Genomic DNA, 20,810 nt, shown 5'->3' on the forward strand with positions numbered 1-20,810 from the left:
GGAGGTTCCATGAGACCAGCCCGTATCACGGCCTATGTCACGTCACTCCTCCTCGCTCTCGGGCTCGCCCTCACCGGTGCGGGTCCCGCGGCCGGTGCACAGGCGGCGGCGGAGCACTACGTGGCCCTCGGCGACTCCTACTCCTCGGGTGTCGGGGCCGGCAGTTACGACAGCGCGAGCGGCAACTGCAAGCGCAGCACGCGCGCCTATCCGCGGCTGTGGGCGAACGAGAACGCCCCGGCTTCCTTCCACTTCGACGCATGTTCGGGCGCCACCACGGACAATGTCCTCAACTCGCAACTCGGCCACCTGAGTTCGACGACCACCCTCGTCTCGATCTCGATCGGCGGCAACGACGCGGGCTTCGCCGATGTGATGACCACCTGCGTCCTGCAGTCGGAGAGCTCCTGCATCAACCGCATCAACCAGGCCAAGGCGTACGTCGACACGACCCTGCCGGGCCGGCTCGACAGCACCTACAACGCCATCCGCTCCCGGGCGTCCGCGGCCCACGTCGTGGTGCTCGGCTATCCCCGCTTCTACAAGCTGGGCGGCTCCTGCCTCGCCGGTCTCACGGAGAACGAGCGGGCCGCCATCAACTCCGCCGCCGACCATCTGAACGCCGCCACCGCAAAGCGCGCCGCCGACCACGGCTTCACCTGGGCATCCGTGGTGCCCGCCTTCACCGGCCATGAGATCTGCTCCGGCAGTCCCTGGCTGCACAGCGTGAAGTGGACCAACATCGGCGAGTCCTACCACCCGACGGCCTCCGGGCAGTCGGGCGGCTATCTCCCCACGTTCAGGGCCGTCGCGTAAGGCCCGACCGCTGCTCAGCGTTGGGTGTGTACGTGCCCCCGCCGCCGCTGTCGGTCGGGGGCACGTCCTCGCACGTGATCGTGTACGAGACCGTGTCCGACTGCGCGGTCACGGGCTTACGGACTTCGACCTTGAGCGTCCCCTCGTAAGCGCCCTCGGAGGGGTGGGCCACCTCGACGTGGTTGATCTCCTGTGTCTTGGTGTCGGAGAACTCGAGGCTCTTCCAGCCGGCGTCCGTGGTGCCGCCGGGCTCGGCCACCCACCGGTATTGGACGGTCACGGGCACGCTGCCCACGGTGAACGTCGCGGTGAAGTGCGGATAGTCGGCGTCGGCCGGCGGACAGGTGCCGGTGTAGTCGTCGTTGGTGCGCTCCAGGGTCACGGTCACGGAGTGGTCGGGGGGCGGGGTGGTCGTCTTGTCGCCGCCACCGCCGCTGCCGTTGTCGCCCCCGTTGTCGCCCCCGTCGCCCCCGCCGGTGTCGTCGCTCGACGGCTCTTCGGTGCCGGGGCCGCCGCTGCCCGCACTGTCGGTGGAGCCTCCGTCGCTTCCCTGTGAGGTGCCGCCCTGCGAACCCCCGCTCGAACCCCCGCCGTTGTCCCGGTTCAGCAGGGTGTACGCGAGTCCGCCGAGCGCGAGCAGCAGCGCGGCGATCCCGGCCACCAGTACGAGGGCCGCGCGGCGCGGACGGCCGCCGGACGGGGCCGTGGTCATGCCGGCGCTCGTCGTGGCGGCGGAGGAGGCCAGCGGGACGGAGGCGTACGGAGTGGTCGGCTCGCGCAACGGCGGCGGGGGACTGGGCGCCGCGACCGTCGGCATGTACGGGATCTGGGAGCCCGTGGTGGGCCGGCCGCCGGCGCCGACGATCCGCAGATCCCGTTCCGCGTCGGCCGCGGAGAGCCGTTCGGCCGGATCCTTGCGGAGCAGTCCCTGGATGACCGGGGCCAGGGCTCCGGCCCGCCGAGGCGGCGGCAGCTCCTCGTCGACCACGGCACGCAGCGTCGACAGCGGGGTGTCCTGACGGAACGGCGAGTGGCCCTCCACGGCCGCGTACAGGAGCACGCCCAGGGACCAGAGGTCCGACTCGGGGCCCGGTGTGCGGCCCAACGCCCGTTCGGGCGCGAGGAATTCGGGCGAGCCGATCACTTCGCCGGTAATGGTGAGCGCGGAACTGCCCTCGACCATCGCGATACCGAAGTCGGTGAGGACCACCCGGCCGTCGTTGGAGAGCAGCACATTGCCGGGCTTCACATCGCGGTGCAGTACTCCCGCCTCGTGCGCGGCACGCAGCGCGCCGAGGATGTCGGCGCCGATGTGCGCGGCGCGCTGCGGCGGCATCGGGCCCTCGGCGTCCAGGACGTCGGAGAGCGAGAGCCCCCGGACCAGCTCCATCACGATCCAGGGGCGGTGGTCCTGCATCGCCACGTCATAGACGGTGACGACCCCGCGGTGCGAGATCCGGGCCGCGGCCCAGGCCTCGCGCTCGAGCCGCGCGTACATCCGCTCGACGTCCCGCGTGGGCAGTCCGGCGGGTGCGCGGACCTCCTTGACGGCCACCTCGCGGTGCAGCACCTCGTCGCGCGCCCGCCACACCGTGCCCATGCCGCCTTCGCCGAGCCGGCCGAGCAGCCGGTAGCGGCCGGCGATCAGCGGCTGTTCCCCTGCGCCGCCTGCTGTAGCGCCCGGCACATCACTCATGGGTGACCCCCCATCCGCAGCCGAGCCAATCCACCCCAAACTAGCTCAACCAAGCGCAGTTGCCGCCCCCTTGAGCATCAATCCACACACGAGGGCGAAGACCGGCAGACACTCATGAAGGCCGCACGGTGTGCGACGGCAGTGAGACGCCGCGCCCCGGAGCGCCGGTTCCGCGGCGAACGCGGGGGGCGACCGCGTGGGCGAACGCGAGGGCGACCGCGCCCCGGAGCGCAGCCGCCGCCCGCGCCGGTTCACGCGCCGCCGAGCCGGTCGAGCACCGCACGCGCGTGCCGCGCGCCGACCGGCGAGAACCCCGGATCCAGGTCCAGGGCCGCCGTCAGGGAGCGCCGGGCCTCGGCATCCTTGCCGAGCGCGGCCTCGATGACCCCGCGGTGGTAGCGCAGCTCCGCGTCGGGCAGTCCCGTGGCCGTGGCCCTGCGGGCGTGGGCAAGCGCCTCGTCCGAGCGGCCGTCGGCGTGCAGCGCCCACGCGAGAGCGTCCGCGGTGTGCACGGTGCGGCGGCGCTGCCACTCGGCGAGCGCCGCGGACACGGCCGCCTTCCCGTCGCCGCGGGCGGCGGCCATGTGCGCCGTTTCGAGGTCCATGTTCACCCCGCGCACACGCTCCTGCGCGACCTGCTCCGCGGCCAGCGCGTACTGTTCGCGCGCCGCCTCCTTGCGCCCGGTCACCTCGTACAGCTCCCCGAGCAGTTCCACCGCCCCGGTCAGCGGGGTCTTCCGTACGAGCTCGCGCAGATCCCGTACCGCGGCGTCGAGCTGGCCGAGTGCCGCCTTCGCCCGTGCCCGCCCCTCCAGGGCCGGCGGATGGCCGGGGGCGGCCGTGAGCGCGGTGGCGTAGTGGCGCAGGGCGGTGCGGTAGTCGCCCTGGTGGCGGGCGAGTTGGCCGAGCTCCGTCGCCACGTACGCGCGGTCCGCCGGTGAGGTCGCCGAGGCGAGCGCGCGGGTGAGGACTTCGCGTGCCCGCCCGGTCTCGCCGCGCAGTTCGAGGACGTACGCGTACCGCGTGAAGACCGGGATGCCGGGCTTGCGGGAGTCCGCCTCCCGCGCCGCCTTCCAGGCCGCCGGGTAGCGCCCGAGTTCGACGAGTGCGTCGATGTGCAGGGCCAGCGCCCGCTCGTTGTACGGATTGGCGGCCAGCGTCTCCCGTACGAGACGCAGGGCGCCCGTGAAGTCATGGCGTGCGGCCGCGAGAGCCGCCTGGCCGGCGAGGGCCACGTCATAGCCGGGCCGCAGTTCGAGGGAGCGGGCCAGGGCCTGTTGGGCGAGCGGGTAGCGGGTCGGGTCGCCCTTGACGCGGGCCTGTTCCACGTAGCCCGTGCCGAGCGCGGCCCAGCCGGCGAAGTCCTTGGGCTGCGTGGCCAGTTGGGCCTTGAGCGCGGTCACGGACCGGTCGAGGTCGTCCCCGCCGAGCCGTGCCGGATCCGCCACCGCTGTCCGCGCGGGCGCGGGGGACGGTGAGGAGTCGACGGTCAGCGAGCCGACCGTGAGGGCGCAGGCGAGCACGACCACCGCGCCCACCGACTTGCCGAACTTACTGGGAGCCATGGCCCCGTCCCTTCAGGAAAGACAGTGGTGGGCGTGGCCCGCTCGGGGGGAGCACGAGCGGGCCACGCCGGTCGAGGAGGGGGCAGATCACCCCGCGGCGCATCCGCCACCAGGCGAGCCCGAGCCCGACGAGCAGCACACCCGCACCAGCCGCGGCGGCCGAGGCGATGAGCACCGCAGAGTCGTCGCCGCCGGCCGAACCGGCCGGTGTCGTCCCGCCGTTTAGGGCGGTGCGCGGCGAGGAGCCGGCGCTCTTGTCGGCCGTGTCTCCGCGCGAGCCCGAGGTGGGCAGCGCCACGTACGGGAAGGAGTCGCCGAACTTCATGTCGTTGGCGTCGACCGCGTCGCCCAGATCGTTCTTCTGGCCGACCAGTTCGCCCTCGACGACCTGCAGCGAGATGTCCACCACGTCGTCGGCGAGCCGACGCCCGTTGGGGTAGCCCGCGTTGTCGCCGTCGAGCACCCCGAGCCGCTTGGGATCGGCGGACGGCGGGATCGAGGTGTTGAGGCGCAGGGCTTCGGCGGGCCGCACGTTCGGCGGCATGTTGAGGCCCTTGACGCCGGTCAGGAACACCGACACCAGGTCGTTGCGGGGCTCGGCCGGAGCCTTGATCTTGTAGATCGACTCGATCAGCCCGGGCAGTTCGGGCTTGGTGACGTATGGCAGGAAGTCCGCGTCGTTCCAGGGCGAGGACGCGTTGAACTTGTCCTTGTCCTTCATCGGCACGACGACCTCGTTGACCAGCGGCATCCCGAGCCGGGACACCTGGGTCCACTTGCCGCTCGCGTTCTTTCGGCTGGTCGTCGACCACACCGAGACCACCGGCTGCTTCTTGGACCGCACGAGCTTCGCGGTCGGCACCTGCAGGGCGACCGTGTTGACGTTGTAGCCCTTGAGCGTGTCCCGGCCGACCTCCGAGAGATCACCGCCGTACAGGAGGTCGAAGACCCTCAGGTCCAGGAAGAACGGGTCGTCCGCCTGGCCCACGTACGAGGTCGATCCGTCGCCGAGCTGCCGGGTCGCCTGGTCGCGCAGCTTCTTGTAGTTCGGCATCGACGCCTTGCCGACGTTCGACGGCGCGATCGGCAGATCGTCCGCGATCTTCGTCGTCGACACGATCTTCTGCTTGTCCAGCTTCAGTACGTCGATGTCGTACGTCTGGTTCACGTTCAGGTCGGGATCGTCGAGCGAGGTCACCGGGCCCGTGTTGTACAGGAAGGTGTCGCCGTTCCTGATCTTGGTGTTGAAGGTCCAGCGGTACAGCAGATCGCCCTGTGCGTCGCCGTCGCTGTCTATGTGGATGTCGTAGCGGCCGTCCTCGGGGAACGGGTAGAAGTTCGGGCCGCCCGCGGGCTCCTCGAACGGCACCCAGTTCGCCACGAGCGTGGTGGTGTCCGGCCTGTCGGGGCTCACGAACGCGTACACGTCCGTGTTGTCGTACTCGGGCTGCCCCGAGATCAGCGGCGCCTCACGGTGGCTGGAGGCCCGGGCCTGCCCCGGTTCGAGCAGGCTCACACCGGCGGCCGCGAGTCCCCCGGCCGCCAACGCACCACAGAGCAGAGCGGCCAGGGACCTGGGCCCCGGCACGCTCCCGGTGAGTGCTGTCATCGCGTCCGTCCTCTTGGTCGGGCCCCGTGCCGAGCGGTGCGGGGCGTTCCGTCGGAGGCCATTCGGGGCCCGGGGCGCGGCGGATTGGCCCGGGACACATCCGTGACAAAACCGGGCGGCGCCCGAGGGAGGAGGTGGAAGTCCCTGCGCGGGAAAGCCATCCGCTCCCCGCCCGGTGACGAATCAGCGGGACGGGACGACGCCGGACGAGGCCTGGGGGAGCACATGGCGACGAGCACGCGAGGCAGGGACCGCATGGGGGCGGACGCGTTGCTGCCGAAGGTGGCGCAGGGCGACCAGGCAGCTTTCGAGGACCTGTACGGCCTGGTGTCGGGCCAGGTCTACGGCCTCGTGCGGCGGGTGCTGCGCGACCCGGCCCAGTCCGAGGAGGTGGCTCAGGAGGTGCTGCTCGAACTGTGGCGCAGCGCCGGGCGGTTCGATCCCGAGCGGGGCAGCGCACTCGCCTGGATCCTCACCCTCGCCCATCGCCGCGCCGTCGACCGGGTGCGTGCCGCACGGGCAGCGAGCGACCGCGAGGAGCGGGTGGCCCGCCGTGCGCAGACGCCCGCGTTCGACCACGTCGCCGAAGAGGTCGAGGCCGGTCTCGAACGCGAGTGGGTACGCCGCTGCCTCGACCGGCTGACCGCACTGCAGCGCCAGTCCGTGACGCTCGCCTACTACGACGGCTATACGTACCGCGAGGTCGCCCACCGTCTGTCCGTGCCGCTGGGCACGGTGAAGACCCGTATGCGGGACGGGCTGACGCGGCTGCGGGAGTGCCTGGGCGGAGACGTCGCATGAACCTGTTCGCCGGGCCGCGTTCGCTGGCCGGCCCCTACGCCCTGGACGCGCTGGACGGCCGCGAACTGCGCCGGTTCGAGCGTCATCTGGCCCGCTGCGCCGCCTGCCGGGAGCAGGTGCGCGCCCTGCGGACGGACACGCTCCGGCTCGCCCGGGCCGCCTCGGGCACGGCTCCGGAAGGAATGCGGGACCGGGTCCTGACCGCCGTACGCACCATGGAACAGGAACCTTCGCCGCAGCGGCCCGCACCGCGGTTCACCCTGCGCCCGGCACCCGTCGCCGCCGCGGCCGCGACGCTCGCCCTGATCGCCGCCGCTCTGCTGGGAGTCCAGCTCACTCGCACACAGGAGCGCCTCGACCGCGAACAGGCGCAGGCGCGTGCGATCGCACAGGTACTTGCGGCGCCGGATGCCCGTACGACGGGTGAACGATTTCCGGACGGCAGCGCGGTCGCGGTCGTGTCCTCACCGGAGCTCGGCCGGGCGGTGGTGACCGTCAGCGGACTCGGCGCACCACCACGTGGCAAAGATCACCAACTGTGGCTGACGGGAGCGGGAAACCCCCGGTCACTGGGGCTGCTCGACGGCGACGAACCCCTGGTCGCAAGGGACTTCCAAGGCCGTGCCACCGCACTCGCGGTCACCACCGAACCCGACGGCGGATCCTCTGTGCCGACCGGCAGGACGCTCGTGCAACTCGCCCTGGAATCAGACGTATTCGGGGAGTAATCGTCAACCTCCTTATCGTGCAGGTGAATCATGCGACCGGGATACACGAGTGTCATGAGGGGGCGATAGGGTTAACCTGCCCGGGCCGGGTGCCCTCGTATGGGTGGGGAGTGACATGGAACAGATAACAGTGCGCAGCAGGGCGCGAGTCCCTGCCATCACGTGTGGGAGCAGCGCGACCAGCTCGCGCCTCGACCGCCATCTCGCCGTGCTGGGCGGTCCCGCCGTCCCGCAGCGTGAGGTGGCCGAGGCGACGTCGCTGATGCGTGAGCTCACCTCGCGTGAGGTGCCGCGCGAGCGATCGAGCCGGGGTGCCAGGGTGCGCCGTGTCTCGCTGTTCGCGCCGCTGCGCAGGCTGACCCGCTCGCTCTTCGGCGGCCACTGAGCCGGCGGGCGTCCGGCGCGATCCGTCCCCGGGCTCTTGGAGCGGGGATGCCCACTGCCCGCGTCCGCGCGGGCAGTAGTCCACCTTTCGGCGCGGACCTGAGGTCCGTGCACTCGGCACGGGCCCCGGTCCGTGCACCGGCCCGCGCTCAGGCGATCACACCCTCCCGGCGCAGCGCTGCGATCTCGGCGTCCGACTTCCCCACGGCACGCAGCAGCGCCTCGGTGTGCTCCCCGAGCGCGGGCACGTCACCCAGCGCGGCCTGTGACCCCGGCAGGGTGATGGGCGGCAGCAGGGTCCGCAACGGCCCCACCGGTGACCCCACCTCCCGCCAGCGGTCACGTGCCGCGGGCTGCGGGTGCTCCGCCACCTCGGCGACGTCCCGCAGCCGCGCGCAGGCGATTCCCGCCGCATCGAGCCGCGCGATCGCCTCGTCCGCCGTCAGCTTCCCCAGCGCCTCGCCCACGAGCGCGTCCGTAGCGCCGCGGCGCGCGGTCCGCTCCGCATTCGTCGCGTACGCCGGATCGGTGCCCAGCTCCGGCTGGCGCAGGACCTGTTCGGCGAGGCGCCGCCACTCCCGGTCGTTCTGCACCGAGAGCAGCACGCGGGCGCCGTCCGCCGTCGGATAGGCGTCGTACGGAGCGATGACGGCGTGTGCGAGGCCCGTGCGCGCCGGGGGCGTGCCGCCGTGCATCGTGTGATGCAGCGGATGCCCCATCCACTCCGCGAGCGCCTCCAGCATCGAGATCTCCACCGGACCCCCACGCCCCGTGGTGCCCCGCCGCACCAAGGCGGCGAGCACACCCGAGAACGCGTACATGCCGGCCGCGATATCGGCCGCCGGAATCCCCGACTTGACGGGCTGCTCCGGGGTGCCGGTGACCGAGACGAGACCGGCCTCGCACTGGACGAGCATGTCGTACGCGCGCTTGTCCGCGTACGGGCCGCCGGCGCCGTATCCCGAGATGTCCACCGCGATCAGGCGGGGGTGCCCGGCGCAGAGCGCCGCCGCGTCGAGGCCGAGCCGGGCCGCCGCGCCCTGGGCGAGGTTCTGCACGAACACATCGGCCCCGGCCACGAGTCGGCGTACGACGGCGAGGCCGCGCGGGTCCTTGAGGTTCACCGCGAGGGACTCCTTGCCGCGGTTGGCCCACACGAAATGCGAGGCGAGACCGTGCGCGGCGGTGTCGTAACCGCGGGCGAAATCGCCGCCGTCGGGCCGCTCGACCTTGATCACGCGGGCGCCCAGGTCGGCGAGCTGACGGGTGGCGAAGGGGGCGGCGACGGCCTGTTCGACGGCGACGACCGTGATGCCGTCCAGGGGGAGGGGTGCGGCCTCGGGTCCAGGCGCGTTCAAGGGCGGGGATGCGGAGAACATGAGGCCGATCCTGAACCCCGCGTAACACCTTTGTCATCCAAGGATGTTGACGAGGCAACCTTTCGGGTCCATGGTCCTAGCTGATCACTTGCCTGTTACACCCATCCTCGTCCCCCGGAGGTACGCGTGTGTGACCTGCACGACCAGCATGAGCACGAGACCCTGGCCGGAACCGGCCAGCCCGTCCTCAGCCGCAGAAGGATCATGCAGCTGCTCGGCGCCGCGGGCGTGACGGCCGCCGCGATGACCGCCGAGGCGGACCCGGCGATGGCCGCGGCCGACAGCGGCCCGGCCGAAGCCGCCGCGTACACGGCACCCGACGGCCTGGCCGAGGACAGCCCCGCGAAGCAGGCGGCGCTCGACTGGATCGACGCCAACGCCTCCCGTGTCACCGGACTCAACTCCGAGATCTGGGAGAACGCGGAGCTGTCCCTGCGTGAATGGAAGTCCTCGCTCGCGCAGGCCGAGTTCCTCGAACGCGCCGGATTCGAGGTCGAGTTCGGCACCGCGGGTTTCCCCACGGCGTTCACCGCGACCTTCCGGCAGGGCAAGGGCGGTCCGGTGCTCGGCTTCAGCGGCGAGTACGACGCGCTGCCCGGACTGTCGCAGAAGAAGGGTGTCGGCCACCATGACCCCCTGGAGTACATCCACGACCCGTTCGCGCCCACTTACGGGCCCGGCCACGGCTGTGGGCACAGCGCGCTCGGCACGGCCGCAGCGGCCGCCGCGGCCGCGGTCGCCCGGGCCGCGCGGGAGCAGAAGGTGCCGGTCACGGTGAAGTTCTTCGGCTCGACCGCCGAGGAGACGCTGATCGGCAAGACGTACGCGGTCAGCAAGGGGGTGTACGAGGGCCTCGACGCCTTCCTCGACTGGCACCCCTCGACCGCCAACGCCACCGGCTGGGGCACGACCACCGCGATGACCGCGGTCACCTTCACCTTCCTCGGTGTCGCGGGCCATGGCGGCACCCCGCTCGGCAACAAGTCCGCGCTCGACGCGGCCGTGATGATGGCAACGATGTCCGAGTTCCTGCGCGAGGAGAACCTCGCGCCCAGTGGCCGGCTGCACTGGGTGATCAACAACGGTGGTGACATCCCCAATGTCACCCCGGAGATCGCCGAGATCTCCTACTACGTACGCGAAGGCAGCCCCGCGCGGGTCCAGGTGCTGCTCGACAAGGTGATCGCGGTGGCCGAGGCGGCCGCGAAGGCCTCACAGACCAAGGTCCAGCACAAGATCACCTCGGCCTGCTGGAACCAGCTCCCCAACAAGGCGTTCGCGGAACTGCTGCACGAGAACATGCGGCAGATCGGCCCGCCGGAGTTCGGCGCGGACGCGCACAAGCTGGCCAAGGAGCTGCAGGAGTCGCTCGGACTGCCCGCGAAGGGCATGCACGCCGAGATCGCCGAACTGACCCCGCCCAACCCGGTGTTCATGGGCGGCGGGTCCACCGATGTCGCCGATATCAGCTGGAACGTGCCGACCGTGTCGATGGGCGCCGCCCTCGCCCCGATCGGCACCAAGATGCACACCTGGTCCACGGCGTCCTGCGCGGCCGCGGCGCCCGGACAGGCGGCGGTCGTCGCCGCGGCCAAGTACCTGGCGGCCACCGCGGTCGATCTGGTCACGCAGCCGGAACGCCTCAAGGCGGTCAAGGACGAGTTCGCCGAGCGCACCGAGGGCGTCAAGTGGAAGACGGCGCTGCCGGACGGCTATGAGCCGCCGATGTACGAGCCGCCGTCCTGGTTCCTCAAGCGCACCGGCCAGAAGTGGCCGCCGTCGAACATCACCTGGCCGCCGAAGCGGGTGGTCTCGCAGGAGAAGTTCGCGTCGCTCGGCCCTGAGCCGGCGCCGCAGAAGTAGCGCGTCGGGGGCGGGGCGTGCGATGCGCCCCGCCCTGGTCGTGCCGGCCCTGGTCGTCCCCGCCCCGGTCGTGCCGGCCCTGGTCGTCCCCGCCCCGATCGTGCCGGCACTGATCGTCCCCGCCCCGGTCGTCCCAGCCCTCGGCGGCCTAGGGTGGCCCACGTGTCCGAGTCCGCCGCCTCCGTGCTGCTGCCCGTGAACGCCACGCTCGGCGTCGTACTCGCCGTCCTGCTCATGGTGGCCGTCGCGGTCGCCGCGTACGCGCGGCTCTCGCCGGACGACAGCCGGATCCGGGCACGGGAGATCGCCGTCGCCGGGGTGCGGGCGACCGTTCAACTGGCGGCCGTCTCGCTGCTCATCGGCTGGGTGGTGCGGTCGGTGCCGCTGCTGCTCGCCTTCGTTGTGCTGATGTTCTCGGTGGCGGTACGCACGGCGGGGCGCCGTATCACCGACAACTCCACGTGGTGGTGGGCGGCCGCCCCGATCGCGGCCGGTGTCGTGCCGGTCGTCGTGGCCCTGCTGCTGACCGGACTCGTCCCGCTCAAGGGCATCGCCCTGATCCCCATCACGGGCATCCTCATCGGCGGCGCGCTCACCGCCACGGTGCTCGGCGGCCGCCGTGCCCTGGACGAACTCCACACCCCCCGCGGCGAGGTGGAGGCCGCCATGGCCCTGGGCATGCCCCACGCCGCCGCCCGCCTCGCGAACGCCCGCCCCGCCGCCCCCGACGCCCTGCTGCCCGGGCTCGACCAGACCCGCACCGTCGGCCTGGTCACCCTGCCCGGCGCGTTCGTCGGGATGCTGCTCGGTGGTGCGTCACCGGTCCAGGCGGGGGCGGTGCAGCTGTTCGTCCTGGTCGCGCTGCTCGCCGTACAGGCGGTGGCGGTGGCGGTGGTGCTCGACCTGGTGGCGCGGGCGAAGCTGCACCGGGACGACGACACCCGCGAAGGCCTGTCCGGCGGATCGGACGGAGTCTAGGCCGGACTACGCCAACGAGCGGGTGAGCCAGACCAGTTCGCCGGCCTTCTCCTCCGTGACCACGCGGTCGCGCTCGAAGTCGAGCTTCTCCAGGACGCGCAGCGAGGGTGTGTTCCAGGTGGCGACCGTCGACCAGAGCCGCTTCCGGCCGGTCGCGACGGCGGCGTCGAGCACCGCGCGGGCCGCCTCGGTGGCGTAGCCGTTGCCGTGCACGCGCTGGAACAACTCGTAGGCGATTTCCGGCTCTTCGAGAGTGGAGCGGCCGATGATCAGTCCGCAGTAGCCGATGAAGTCGCCCTCCTCGCGCCGCTGGATGGGCAGCAGGGCGATCCCCGTGGTCCGCGTCGCGGTCAGCATGTCCACGATGTCGCTGCGGACGGACTCCACCGTGAGCGTCTTCCCCGTGCCGCGCTCCGCGACGAGCGCCCGGAGCTCGTCGGCGTCCGACTCGTGCCAAGGCCGCAGGAGCAGCCGTTCGGTCTCCAGGTGGTACGGCATCGCCTCGTACGTCGTCATGCGCCCACTGTGCCCCACGGGTCCGGCCCCCTGCCCCGCGGGTCCGCCCCTCTCCCAGGGGCCCGGCGCCGCTCAGAGCAGGGCGAACTGACCGCCCGGGCCCTCCTCGTGGTGGTCGAGTACGGAGGCCGGGCGGCGGGACGTCTCGGGGACGGGCAGTACTCCGGCCTTGCGCAGGGCCCTCGCACCGAGCGGGGCCGCCTCGGTGGCCGCCGCCAACTCGTCCTGCCGGGAGCGCAGTTCGGCGAGCAGGGCGAGGACCGTGATCAGTTCGAGCAGCTCCGAGGTGCGTTCCTGCGGCCACGCGCGCGGCCCGATCGCCTCGAGCTCCCCGGGCTCGGCGGTCCGCGTGCGGCGCGCGAACCACAGCTCGAGCACCCGGACACCGCTGACGTGGAAATCCCAGGCCTGAGCCGGTACGGGGGAGATCCGGCCGTCCCCGATGTGCAGGGCCTCCTCGTCGCGGTCGTAGAGCAGCTCGGCGGGACGGGGCGGGAGTGCGGCGCGGACGTAGGGGCGGCGGCCGCCCGGCAGCTTGGGGCGCTCGCCGGTGCGCAGGTGGAGCCAGAGGATGCGGTGGCCGAGCTCGACGCCATGGGCCCAGATGTCCGGGTCTGCGGGCAGCGGGATCCGGACGCCGTCGGAGCCGCTGCGGCCGGTGGCCAGGGCCCAGGTCAGCAGGTGCTCGGGGAGGATGTCGCGGCCGTACTGCCGCTCCAGGAACGCGCCGAGTCCGGGGGCGAGGTTGGGCTCGTTGCCGCCGGGCCGTCGGTAGAGGGGCAGGATGCGGCCCGGGCGTCCGGCCGGTGAACGGCCGTCCGGTATCAGGGCAGTTGCGAGCAGTGCGGGACCGCTGCTGTCGGGGACGTACCCCTGCTCGACGAGGAACAGCTGCTCCGGGCCGGCCACGCGCCACACTTCGGGCCGCGCCACGTCGATGAGCCGGTGGTCGGCGATCAGCCACTGTTCGTCGAACGGCCCGTGCAGCACCTGCACGGGCTCAGGACAGGGGCCGGACGCGGTGGCGAGCGGTCCGGTGCCCGCGGGGTGGCCGGGGAGCTGGGCGACGGTGGTGCGCAACGTGCGCGACCGGCTCGGCTTGAACAGCGCCTCGCGCGCGGCGCCTTCGGCCCGTACGAACGCCTCCCAGCGCGCTTTCAGGGACGACGCGTCGGGCGCCAGCGGCCAGCCGCGGCCGATGCGCAGGGGCGCGACGGACCAGGGCATGAGGTCCTTGAGCAGCGGCGCTTCTTCTTGCGTCACGGTCAGCATCGTACTCAGGGGCGATCCGCCGGGGCCCGGCGTCCTAGTGGGCGTCCAAGGTCACGGTGAACGAGAAACGGTCGCCGCGGTACAGGATCCGCGCCACGTCCAACGCGCAGCCCTCCTCGTCGAAGGTGACCCCCGTGTAGTGCAGGATCGGGCTGAGCAGCGGGACTTCGAGGAGACGGGCCGTCTCCGGGTCGGCGAGGCGGGCCTCGACCGTGTCGGTGATCCGGCTGATCCGGACGCCCACGCCGTCGCGCAGCACCTTGGTCATCGGCCAGCGCAGCAGGTCGTCCGGATCGATCCGCTCGGCAAGCTCGGGGCGGACGAAGTTGCGCGCGTGATTGGTCGGTTCGCCCGTGGACTCGTCGCTGCGCAGCCGGTGATACGTGGCGACCTCGGTGAAGTCCGGGAAGAACTCGGCGAGTTCGCGGTCCACGGGCGCCTTGCCGTGGTCGAGCAGCCGGGTGGTCATCCCCGACTGCTGCGCCACGATCGCGTCCACCGAGCCGAGCAGCCGCACCGGCGCACTGCGCGTGGCGCTCGGCTCGATGAACGTGCCGCGCCGCCGGTGCCGGCTGATCAGGCCCTCGTCCTCGAGCTCCTTGAGCGCCTGCCGCATCGTCAGCACGCTCACGCCGTAGTGCAGCGCGAGCTGCTCCTCGGTCGGCAGGCGCAGCGGCGCCTCCGGGGAGCGGCCCAGTATCGAGGCCCGCAGGGACTGCGAGACCTGATACCAGAGCGGCAGCTTGCGGTTCAGGACGATCGAGTCCGGGGCGAAAGCGGTCACTGGCTACTCCGATCCGGTCGCGGCTGCGTCAATGCCGACAAGGAGACGTAGGGCTCTTACGGCCTGAAGTGCCGTTCGAGACCCTGCCACACATCGTCGTAGGACGTCTGCAGATGGTCGGCGCCTTGCGCCTGCCCGGTGAGCGTCACCGGCCAGCGCGTCTCGAACATGAACGCAAGCCCGTCGTCGATCTTCTGCGGCTTCAGCTCCGCCGCCGAGGCCTTCTCGAAGGTCTCCCGGTCGGGCCCGTGCGCGGACATCATGTTGTGCAGCGAACCGCCGCCCGGCACGAAGCCCTCGGCCTTCGCGTCGTACGCGCCCTCGATCAGGCCCATGTACTCGCTCATCACATTGCGGTGGAAGTACGGCGGCCGGAACGTGTCCTCGCCCACCAGCCAGCGCGGCGCGAAGACCACGAAGTCGACGCCCGCGAGTCCCGGGGTGTCGGTGGGCGAGGTGAGCACCGTGAAGATCGACGGGTCGGGGTGATCGTAGGAGATCGTGCCGATGACGTTGAAGCGGCGCAGGTCGTAGACGTACGGGACGTGGTTGCCGTGCCAGGCGACGACATCGAGCGGCGAGTGGTCGTAGGTGGCCGTCCAGAGGTTGCCGCAGTACTTGTTGATCACCTCGACGGGGCCTTCGACATCCTCGTACGCGGCCGTCGGTGCCTGGAAGTCACGGGCGTTGGCGAGACCGTTGGCGCCGATCGGGCCGAGGTCGGGCAGCTGGAACGGGGCGCCGTAGTTCTCGCAGACGTAGCCGCGGACGGCGTCGGCGAGCGGTTCCACGCGGAAGCGGACCCCGCGGGGGATCAGCGCCACATGGCCGGGCTCGGCGTGCAGCAGCCCGAATTCGGTACGGATCAGGAGGCCGCCCTGCTCGGGCACGATCAGGAGCTCGCCGTCGGCGCTGCTGAACACCCGCCGCCGCATGGCGGAGTTGGCGTGGTAGAGGTGCACCGCCATACCCGTGCGCTGGGTGGCATCACCGTTGCCGCCGAGGGTCCACAGGCCGGCGACGAAGTCGGTGCCGGGTGCCGGGTCGGGCAGCGGGTTCCAGCGCAGCCGGTTCGGGTCGGGCGTCGTGTCGGTGAAGGGCGCGGTGCGGATCGCGCCGTTGTCGGTGCGCGTGAAGGCGGGGTGCGCGGCCGAAGGGTGGATGCGGTACAGCCACGAGCGGCGGCTGTGCGCCCTCGGCTCGGTGAACGCGCTGCCGCTGAGCTGCTCCGCGTACAGACCGAGCGGTGCGCGCTGCGGTGAGTTGCGGCCGACGGGCAGCGCACCCGGCACCGCCTCGGAGCTGTGCTCATTGCCGAAGCCGGTGAGATACGTGAGCTCCTGGGCGGTCTTCCTCGCCTGCTCGATGCCGTTCATGGTGGCGCTCCCGGTGCCTGAAGGAATCCTATGGTCCACCGTAGGATTCCCGAGGGGGTGCGTCAACGCCAGGAGCGACGAAGAGGAGCTTCTGGAAACCCCGGTAGCCGAGCACTCGAGCGCAGAAAGTTACGGCACGAGGGGCTCCGAAAAGGTGAACAATCCTCTACTCTCACGCGCATGCCATGGACCCGAAGGCTCCTTGCCGTCCTTGTAGCGCTCTGCGCAGCGCTTGTCATAGCCCCCGTCGCCCAGGCGCACGAGGAGCGGCCGGTGACGTTCCCGGACGGTTCGGGCAGCGTGCCCACGTATCGCGACGGGCCGCCGGACCTGCTGGTCTGCAAGGAGGACAGGGCGGACTTCGAGCGCCGGATATCCGGGTTCCCCGCCGAGCTGCGCAAGGAGAACCTCGACCTCTTCGAGAAGTGCCGCAAGAGCGGCTTCCGGCATCTGCAGGAGGCGGTGGACGCCGTCGACGAGCCCGGCATGAACATCGCGATCCTGCCCGGCCTGTACGAGGAGGAGCCCTCGCAGCCGAAGCCCACGGGCGCGTGCACCGGACTCAAGGCCAAGGACTCCGCGCTGGGCTACCAGATCCTGTCGTTCGCGCAGCAGAAGCAGTGCCCGCACAACCAGAACCTCGTCGCGATCATGGGCAAGAAGGACCTGCAGATCGAGGGCACGGGCGCCTCACGGCTCGACGTGGTGATCGACGCCAAGTACGGGAAGCTGAACGCGATCCGGGCGGACGAAAGCGACGGCATCTACTTCAGGAACTTCACCGCCCAGCGCACCACCTTCAACTCCCTCTACGTCCTGGCCGGCGACGGCTTCGTCATCGACGACGTACTGACCCGCTGGAACGACGAGTACGGCTTCCTCACCTTCGCCAGCGACCACGGGCTCTACAAGAACTGCGAGTCGTACGGGAACGGCGACTCCGGCATCTACCCGGGCAGCGCCTCCGACATCAACAATGAGCGCGGCTACGACGTCCCGCGCTACTCCATCGAGATCACCGGCTGCCGCAGCCACCACAACATGGTCGGCTACAGCGGCACCGCGGGCGACTCGGTCTACGTGCACGACAACGAGTTCGACCACAACATGGGCGGCGCGTCCATGGACTCCGCCTTCCCCGGCCACCCCGGACTGCCGCAGAACCACGCCCGGTTCGAGCGCAACGACATCCACGACAACAACGCCGACTACTACAAGTACATCGCCGACGGCACCTGCGCGAAGGCTCCCGTGGACCGCGGCTACGAGGACGGGGTGGTCTGCCCGCAGATCTCGATGCCGCCCGGCACCGGCATCATCACCGCCGGCGGCAACTGGAACCTTTACGAGAACAACTGGGTGTACGGGCATGACCGTGCCGCCTTCTTCCTGAGCGCCGTGCCCGCGTTCATCCGAGGCGAGTCGGCCTGGTCGAAGCAGGCGGACACCTCACACCACAACCGGTACGCGGGCAACAGGCTCGGGGTGGACAAGCAGGGCAAGGCCCGGCCCAACGCCACCGACGTGTGGTGGGACGGGCAGGGCGAGGGCAACTGCTGGCAGGGCTCGGCGGGCGCGTCCACGCCTCGGGCGCTGCCGGAGTGCGGGTCCTCGCGCGGGGATGTGTCCGGCGGTGCGGACCGGCTCGCGGGCGAACCGACCAAGCTGGCGGCCCTGCTGGTGTGCGCCGACTACGACGCGCGGGCCGCGCGGCTTCCCGCGGGCTGCGACTGGTACGGGGCGACGGGGATCGAACGGATCGAGGTCCAGGTCGCGTTGGGGATCGCGGCCGTCCTGACCTTGGTCGGGGGCGTGCTGTGGTGGCGCAGGCTGCGCACCCATCGGTGGGCGACGGTGGCCTGCGCGGCGGGTCTTGTCGGGCTCGCGCTGGACGTGGCCGGTGCCACGAAGGGCCTGCAGGCCGGGTATCTGCCCGCCGTGGCACTGCTGTTGACCGGTGCCTGGTGGGTCGGAGCCGGTGTGGTGCTGCGCGGGGAGCGGCCGTGGTTCGGCTGGGTGACGGTGGCCCTCGGCGTGCTCACGCTGCTCGATGCCTTCGACAAGGCGGTGGTGATGCTGCCGTGGATCCCGCTGGGCCCGGCCTGGATCCGGGGGCTGCTCGGTGTGGTGTGGGTGATCTGGGCCGTGGTCGTGGCGGCTTCGCGTACGGGGGAGGCCCCTGCCGCCGCGGGGGCGGACCAGGAGGAGGCGCCGCCGGCGGGGGCTGTGGCGGAGGTGCCGGCGTGAGGGGTGTTGGTGTGGGGGGGGTCGGTGTCGGGGATGCCGGCGTGAGGGCGCTCGGTGTCGGGGGTGCTGGGGCGAGGGATGTGGGCGTGAGTGGTGCCGGCGTCAGGGGTGCCGGGGCGAGGGATGTGGGCGTGAGCGGTGCCGGCGTCAGGGGTGCCGGGGTCGGGGGTCCCGGGGTCAGCGGTGCCGGGGCGCGGATAGTCCGCCGAAGTGCGGGGGCGGTCGCCGTGGCGCTGCTGCTCGTCGGTGTCGCGACAGGCTGCAGCGACCGCCCCACCACGCACCACAAGCCCGGCACCAGCCACGAGGAGGCGAGCGGTTCGACCGGCCGGCTGCTCGACCGCGAGGACGAGTCGGGGCACCGCTACCGGCAGGTGGACGCCGCGGACGCGCCATCCGTGGAGCTGGCGGTCCGCCCGGACTCCGTGGACGGCTGGAACGTCCGACTCTCCGTCCACGCCTTCCGGTTCACGCCCGACAGCGTGGGCGGGGGAGCACTGCCGGGCCGTGGCCACGCCCATCTGTATCTGGGCGACCGCAAGATCGCCCGGGTGTACGGCGAGTGGTACCACCTGCCCGCATCCGCCGTCCCCAAGGGCGCCCACACGCTCACCGCCCGCCTGTACGCGGACGACCACACCGTCTGGGCCGTCGACGGAAAGCCGGTCGAGTCGACGGTGGAGCTGTCGCAGGCGGGACGGGGGAGCGGGCACGGCCATGACGGGGGCGGCTCGGGCGACGACTCCTCGGCCGGACCGGACGACAAGGGCGGCACGGACGCACCGGACAAGAGCGGCACGGACGCGCCGGACGAGGGCAGCGTCGACCGCACCGTCACGATCACCGTCGACGGCAAGAACGTCGAACCCCCGCCCGGACGCGTCGAGTTGAAGAAGGGCCAGCGCATCCGCCTCTCGGTGACGAGCGACCGCGCCGACACCCTCCATGTCCACGGCTACGACAAGGAGGCCGACCTGCCGGCGGGCCGCGCGGGCACGCTGACGCTCACGCTGGACCGCACCGGCCTCTTCGAGGTCGAGACCCACGGCTCGGGCCTCGTCCTCACGCAACTCGTGGTGCGGTGAAAGGCGTTGACCCTGAACACCGTGAGCACCCTGAACACGCTGCGCTCCGTGCGGGACCTGCCTACGGTGCGGGACGTGCCGACGGTGCGCGACCTGCCCATCGCGCCCGACCTGCCCACCGTGCGCGACCTGCTCGCCGCGCCCGACCTGCCGGGCGTGCGCGACCTGCACGCGCTGTCCGCCCCTGAGGCCGGGGCGCCGGCCCTGCACGCCATCGCCCCGACGGACACCCCCGCCCCGGGACCCTCCGCCCTCACCCAGCTCGCCCATGGCATCGGCTCCCAGCACGACCTGCCCATCTCCCCCTTCTATGCCTACGCCGGTGCCTTCGCCGCCCTGTTGGTCTCCTTCCTCGCGCTGGGTCTCCTCTGGTCCACCTCCCGTTTCCGCGGCGACCGCTCCGGACTCGCGCTGCCCCGCCCGGTGCAGCGCCTGGCCGACGCGCGGACGACCCGCCGCGTCCTGCGCGCGATCGGCCTCGCGTCAGCCCTGTTCGTCCTCGCCCATCTCCTCTTCGGCCCTGACGACCCCGAACGCAATCCGGCACCCGGCGCCGTCCACGTCCTGTTCTGGGTCGGACTCGTCCCCGCATCCCTTCTCTTCGGCCCCGTCTGGCGCCTCCTGAATCCGCTGCGCACCCTGCACGCCGCAGGCTGCCGCGCCCTGCGGCGCGACCCGGCGGCAGGCCGCCCGCTCCCGCCGTGGCTCGGCATGTGGCCCGCCGCGGCCGGCCTCTTCGCGTACACCTGGCTCGAACTCGCCTCCCCGGACCCGGCCTCCCGTACCGCCCTGCTCGTCTTCCTCCTGACCTACGCGGCCGTCCACCTCGCCGCCGCGGCGTACTTCGGTGCGCGCTGGTTCACCCAGGGCGACGCCTTCGAGGCGTACTCGACCCTGTTCGCCCGGCTCTCCCTCATCGGCCGCCGCCGCGACGGACGCCTCGCACTCCGCAACCCCTTCCACGGCCTCGACGCGACCCCGCCCGTCCCGGGGCTCGTCGCCACCGTGTGCGTCATGCTCGGCTCCACCGCCTACGACGGCTACTCGGACTCCCCGTCCTGGATCACCACCCTCCAGACCTCCTCCCTCGGCCGCACCACCACCGCCACGCTCGGACTGCTCGGCGCCGTCGCCCTGGTCGCCGTCCTCTACTCCCTGTGCGCGGGCGCCACCCGCGCCTTCGCCCGCCGCCCGGCCGCCGCGGGGACCACTACCGAGCCCGCCCCAAGAGCCACCGCCCCCACCACCCCGAAAGCTCCTGCCCCCACCGCCCCCAAAGCCCTCGCCGACACCACCCGAAGAACCCCCGTCACCCCAGCCCCACTCCCACCGCCGCACCCCCGGGCCGCCTTCGCCCACTCACTGATCCCGATCGCCCTCGGCTACCTCATCGCCCACTACTTCACCCTCTTCGTGACGGAAGGACCACGCACAGTTATCGTGGCATCCGGCACTGACAATCCCGTCCCGCCCGAACCGCTCCTGGGCCCGGGAGGTACCGCCGCGCTTCAGGTCATCGCGATCATCGCGGGACATGTCCTGGGCGTCGTGGCCGCCCACGACCGCGCCGTCCGGCTGCTGCCGCCCGAGAAGGCGATCGCGGGCCAACTGCCCCTGTTCGCCCTGATGATCGCGTACACCTTGGGTGGTCTCGGACTGCTCATAGCCTGAGTTCCGGACCGACGGCCGGGCAACGGACCCGGACCGAGCG

The 20,810-nt window shown here is 71.8% G+C and carries 17 protein-coding genes; 9 read left to right on the plus strand and 8 right to left on the minus strand.

The window, feature by feature from the left end:
- Nucleotides 1-9: 9 nt before the first annotated feature.
- Nucleotides 10-816 (plus strand): SGNH/GDSL hydrolase family protein, encoded by an 807-nt coding sequence (locus JAO81_RS07520; protein WP_199546990.1) that lies wholly within the window; start codon nucleotides 10-12, stop codon nucleotides 814-816.
- Here JAO81_RS07520 and JAO81_RS07525 read toward each other — a convergent pair.
- From JAO81_RS07525 to JAO81_RS07535, 3 genes are all read right to left on the minus strand, one after another.
- Nucleotides 800-2,512 (minus strand): serine/threonine-protein kinase, encoded by a 1,713-nt coding sequence (locus JAO81_RS07525; RefSeq protein WP_199546991.1) that lies wholly within the window; start codon nucleotides 2,510-2,512, stop codon nucleotides 800-802. The genes JAO81_RS07520 and JAO81_RS07525 overlap by 17 nt on opposite strands.
- A gap of 251 nt (nucleotides 2,513-2,763) precedes the next feature.
- Nucleotides 2,764-4,077 (minus strand): tetratricopeptide repeat protein, encoded by a 1,314-nt coding sequence (locus tag JAO81_RS07530; RefSeq protein ID WP_199546992.1) that lies wholly within the window; start codon nucleotides 4,075-4,077, stop codon nucleotides 2,764-2,766.
- On the minus strand, nucleotides 4,064-5,686 hold the full coding sequence (locus JAO81_RS07535; RefSeq protein WP_199546993.1) for a DUF4331 domain-containing protein: 1,623 nt from the start codon (nucleotides 5,684-5,686) through the stop codon (nucleotides 4,064-4,066). Before JAO81_RS07535 ends, JAO81_RS07530 begins: the two co-directional genes overlap by 14 nt.
- Nucleotides 5,687-5,911: 225 nt before the next feature.
- Between JAO81_RS07535 and JAO81_RS07540 the strand changes: the two genes are divergently transcribed.
- The 3 genes from JAO81_RS07540 to JAO81_RS07550 all read left to right on the plus strand — a co-directional run bounded on the left by JAO81_RS07540 (nucleotide 5,912) and on the right by JAO81_RS07550 (nucleotide 7,600).
- The gene (locus tag JAO81_RS07540) at nucleotides 5,912-6,487 is read left to right on the plus strand and encodes a sigma-70 family RNA polymerase sigma factor (protein WP_199546994.1); all 576 of its coding nucleotides are present in this window, start codon (nucleotides 5,912-5,914) and stop codon (nucleotides 6,485-6,487) included.
- Nucleotides 6,484-7,215: an anti-sigma factor domain-containing protein gene (locus JAO81_RS07545; RefSeq protein ID WP_199546995.1), complete on the plus strand. Its 732-nt coding sequence runs from the start codon at nucleotides 6,484-6,486 to the stop codon at nucleotides 7,213-7,215. The genes JAO81_RS07540 and JAO81_RS07545 overlap by 4 nt, the downstream gene beginning before the upstream one ends.
- A 115-nt stretch (nucleotides 7,216-7,330) precedes the next feature.
- Nucleotides 7,331-7,600, plus strand: a complete 270-nt coding sequence (locus tag JAO81_RS07550; RefSeq protein WP_199546996.1) for a hypothetical protein — start codon at nucleotides 7,331-7,333, stop codon at nucleotides 7,598-7,600.
- A 148-nt stretch (nucleotides 7,601-7,748) separates the two neighbouring features.
- On the opposite strand, the gene JAO81_RS07555 is transcribed toward JAO81_RS07550, so the two are convergent.
- Complete coding sequence (locus tag JAO81_RS07555; protein ID WP_199546997.1) at nucleotides 7,749-8,978, minus strand: CaiB/BaiF CoA-transferase family protein; 1,230 nt, start codon at nucleotides 8,976-8,978, stop codon at nucleotides 7,749-7,751.
- 126 nt (nucleotides 8,979-9,104) lie between these two features.
- Here JAO81_RS07555 and JAO81_RS07560 point away from each other — a divergent pair, with 126 nt between their 5' ends.
- Together JAO81_RS07560 and JAO81_RS07565 are read left to right on the plus strand one after the other, a co-directional pair.
- Nucleotides 9,105-10,841 carry an amidohydrolase gene (locus tag JAO81_RS07560; protein ID WP_307813215.1) on the plus strand — a complete coding sequence of 579 codons (1,737 nt, stop codon included), beginning with the start codon at nucleotides 9,105-9,107 and terminating at the stop codon, nucleotides 10,839-10,841.
- Between the two features lie 183 nt (nucleotides 10,842-11,024).
- Nucleotides 11,025-11,819: an ABC transporter permease gene (locus JAO81_RS07565; RefSeq protein WP_199547048.1), complete on the plus strand. Its 795-nt coding sequence runs from the start codon at nucleotides 11,025-11,027 to the stop codon at nucleotides 11,817-11,819.
- 6 nt (nucleotides 11,820-11,825) lie between these two features.
- Here JAO81_RS07565 and JAO81_RS07570 read toward each other — a convergent pair whose 3' ends face one another.
- From JAO81_RS07570 to hmgA, 4 genes are all read right to left on the minus strand, one after another.
- Nucleotides 11,826-12,335 (minus strand): GNAT family N-acetyltransferase, encoded by a 510-nt coding sequence (locus JAO81_RS07570; RefSeq protein WP_199546998.1) that lies wholly within the window; start codon nucleotides 12,333-12,335, stop codon nucleotides 11,826-11,828.
- A gap of 72 nt (nucleotides 12,336-12,407) precedes the next feature.
- Nucleotides 12,408-13,607 (minus strand): type ISP restriction/modification enzyme, encoded by a 1,200-nt coding sequence (locus JAO81_RS07575; protein ID WP_199546999.1) that lies wholly within the window; start codon nucleotides 13,605-13,607, stop codon nucleotides 12,408-12,410.
- 34 nt (nucleotides 13,608-13,641) lie between these two features.
- Nucleotides 13,642-14,391, minus strand: coding sequence for a GntR family transcriptional regulator (locus JAO81_RS07580; protein WP_199547000.1), 750 nt, complete (start codon nucleotides 14,389-14,391; stop codon nucleotides 13,642-13,644).
- Nucleotides 14,392-14,447: 56 nt separating this feature from the next.
- Nucleotides 14,448-15,767, minus strand: coding sequence for a homogentisate 1,2-dioxygenase (gene hmgA, locus JAO81_RS07585; protein ID WP_199547001.1), 1,320 nt, complete (start codon nucleotides 15,765-15,767; stop codon nucleotides 14,448-14,450).
- A 180-nt stretch (nucleotides 15,768-15,947) separates the two neighbouring features.
- Here hmgA and JAO81_RS07590 point away from each other — a divergent pair, with 180 nt between their 5' ends.
- From JAO81_RS07590 to JAO81_RS07600, 3 genes are all read left to right on the plus strand, one after another.
- Nucleotides 15,948-18,014, plus strand: a complete 2,067-nt coding sequence (locus JAO81_RS07590; RefSeq protein WP_199547002.1) for a right-handed parallel beta-helix repeat-containing protein — start codon at nucleotides 15,948-15,950, stop codon at nucleotides 18,012-18,014.
- 227 nt (nucleotides 18,015-18,241) lie between these two features.
- A complete protein-coding gene (locus JAO81_RS07595) occupies nucleotides 18,242-19,099 on the plus strand; it encodes a hypothetical protein (RefSeq protein WP_307813217.1) in 858 nt (285 codons plus the stop codon).
- Between the two features lie 213 nt (nucleotides 19,100-19,312).
- On the plus strand, nucleotides 19,313-20,770 hold the full coding sequence (locus JAO81_RS07600; protein ID WP_199547050.1) for a hypothetical protein: 1,458 nt from the start codon (nucleotides 19,313-19,315) through the stop codon (nucleotides 20,768-20,770).
- Nucleotides 20,771-20,810 lie beyond the last annotated feature (40 nt).

Source organism: Streptomyces sp. N35 (assembly GCF_016464295.1).
Classification (GTDB): domain Bacteria; phylum Actinomycetota; class Actinomycetes; order Streptomycetales; family Streptomycetaceae; genus Streptomyces.

Excerpts from the sequence above, each read along its gene's own strand:
- JAO81_RS07540 (WP_199546994.1), top strand. The coding sequence starts at position 5,912 with ATGGCGACGAGCACGCGAGGCAGGGACCGCATGGGGGCGGACGCGTTG.
- JAO81_RS07530 (WP_199546992.1), bottom strand. The coding sequence starts at position 4,077 with ATGGCTCCCAGTAAGTTCGGCAAGTCGGTGGGCGCGGTGGTCGTGCTC.
- JAO81_RS07545 (WP_199546995.1), top strand. The coding sequence starts at position 6,484 with ATGAACCTGTTCGCCGGGCCGCGTTCGCTGGCCGGCCCCTACGCCCTG.
- JAO81_RS07590 (WP_199547002.1), top strand. The coding sequence starts at position 15,948 with ATGCCATGGACCCGAAGGCTCCTTGCCGTCCTTGTAGCGCTCTGCGCA.
- JAO81_RS07550 (WP_199546996.1), top strand. The coding sequence starts at position 7,331 with ATGGAACAGATAACAGTGCGCAGCAGGGCGCGAGTCCCTGCCATCACG.
- JAO81_RS07535 (WP_199546993.1), bottom strand. The coding sequence starts at position 5,686 with ATGACAGCACTCACCGGGAGCGTGCCGGGGCCCAGGTCCCTGGCCGCT.
- JAO81_RS07555 (WP_199546997.1), bottom strand. The coding sequence starts at position 8,978 with ATGTTCTCCGCATCCCCGCCCTTGAACGCGCCTGGACCCGAGGCCGCA.
- JAO81_RS07525 (WP_199546991.1), bottom strand. The coding sequence starts at position 2,512 with ATGAGTGATGTGCCGGGCGCTACAGCAGGCGGCGCAGGGGAACAGCCG.
- JAO81_RS07570 (WP_199546998.1), bottom strand. The coding sequence starts at position 12,335 with ATGACGACGTACGAGGCGATGCCGTACCACCTGGAGACCGAACGGCTG.
- JAO81_RS07575 (WP_199546999.1), bottom strand. The coding sequence starts at position 13,607 with ATGCTGACCGTGACGCAAGAAGAAGCGCCGCTGCTCAAGGACCTCATG.
- hmgA (WP_199547001.1), bottom strand. The coding sequence starts at position 15,767 with ATGAACGGCATCGAGCAGGCGAGGAAGACCGCCCAGGAGCTCACGTAT.
- JAO81_RS07520 (WP_199546990.1), top strand. The coding sequence starts at position 10 with ATGAGACCAGCCCGTATCACGGCCTATGTCACGTCACTCCTCCTCGCT.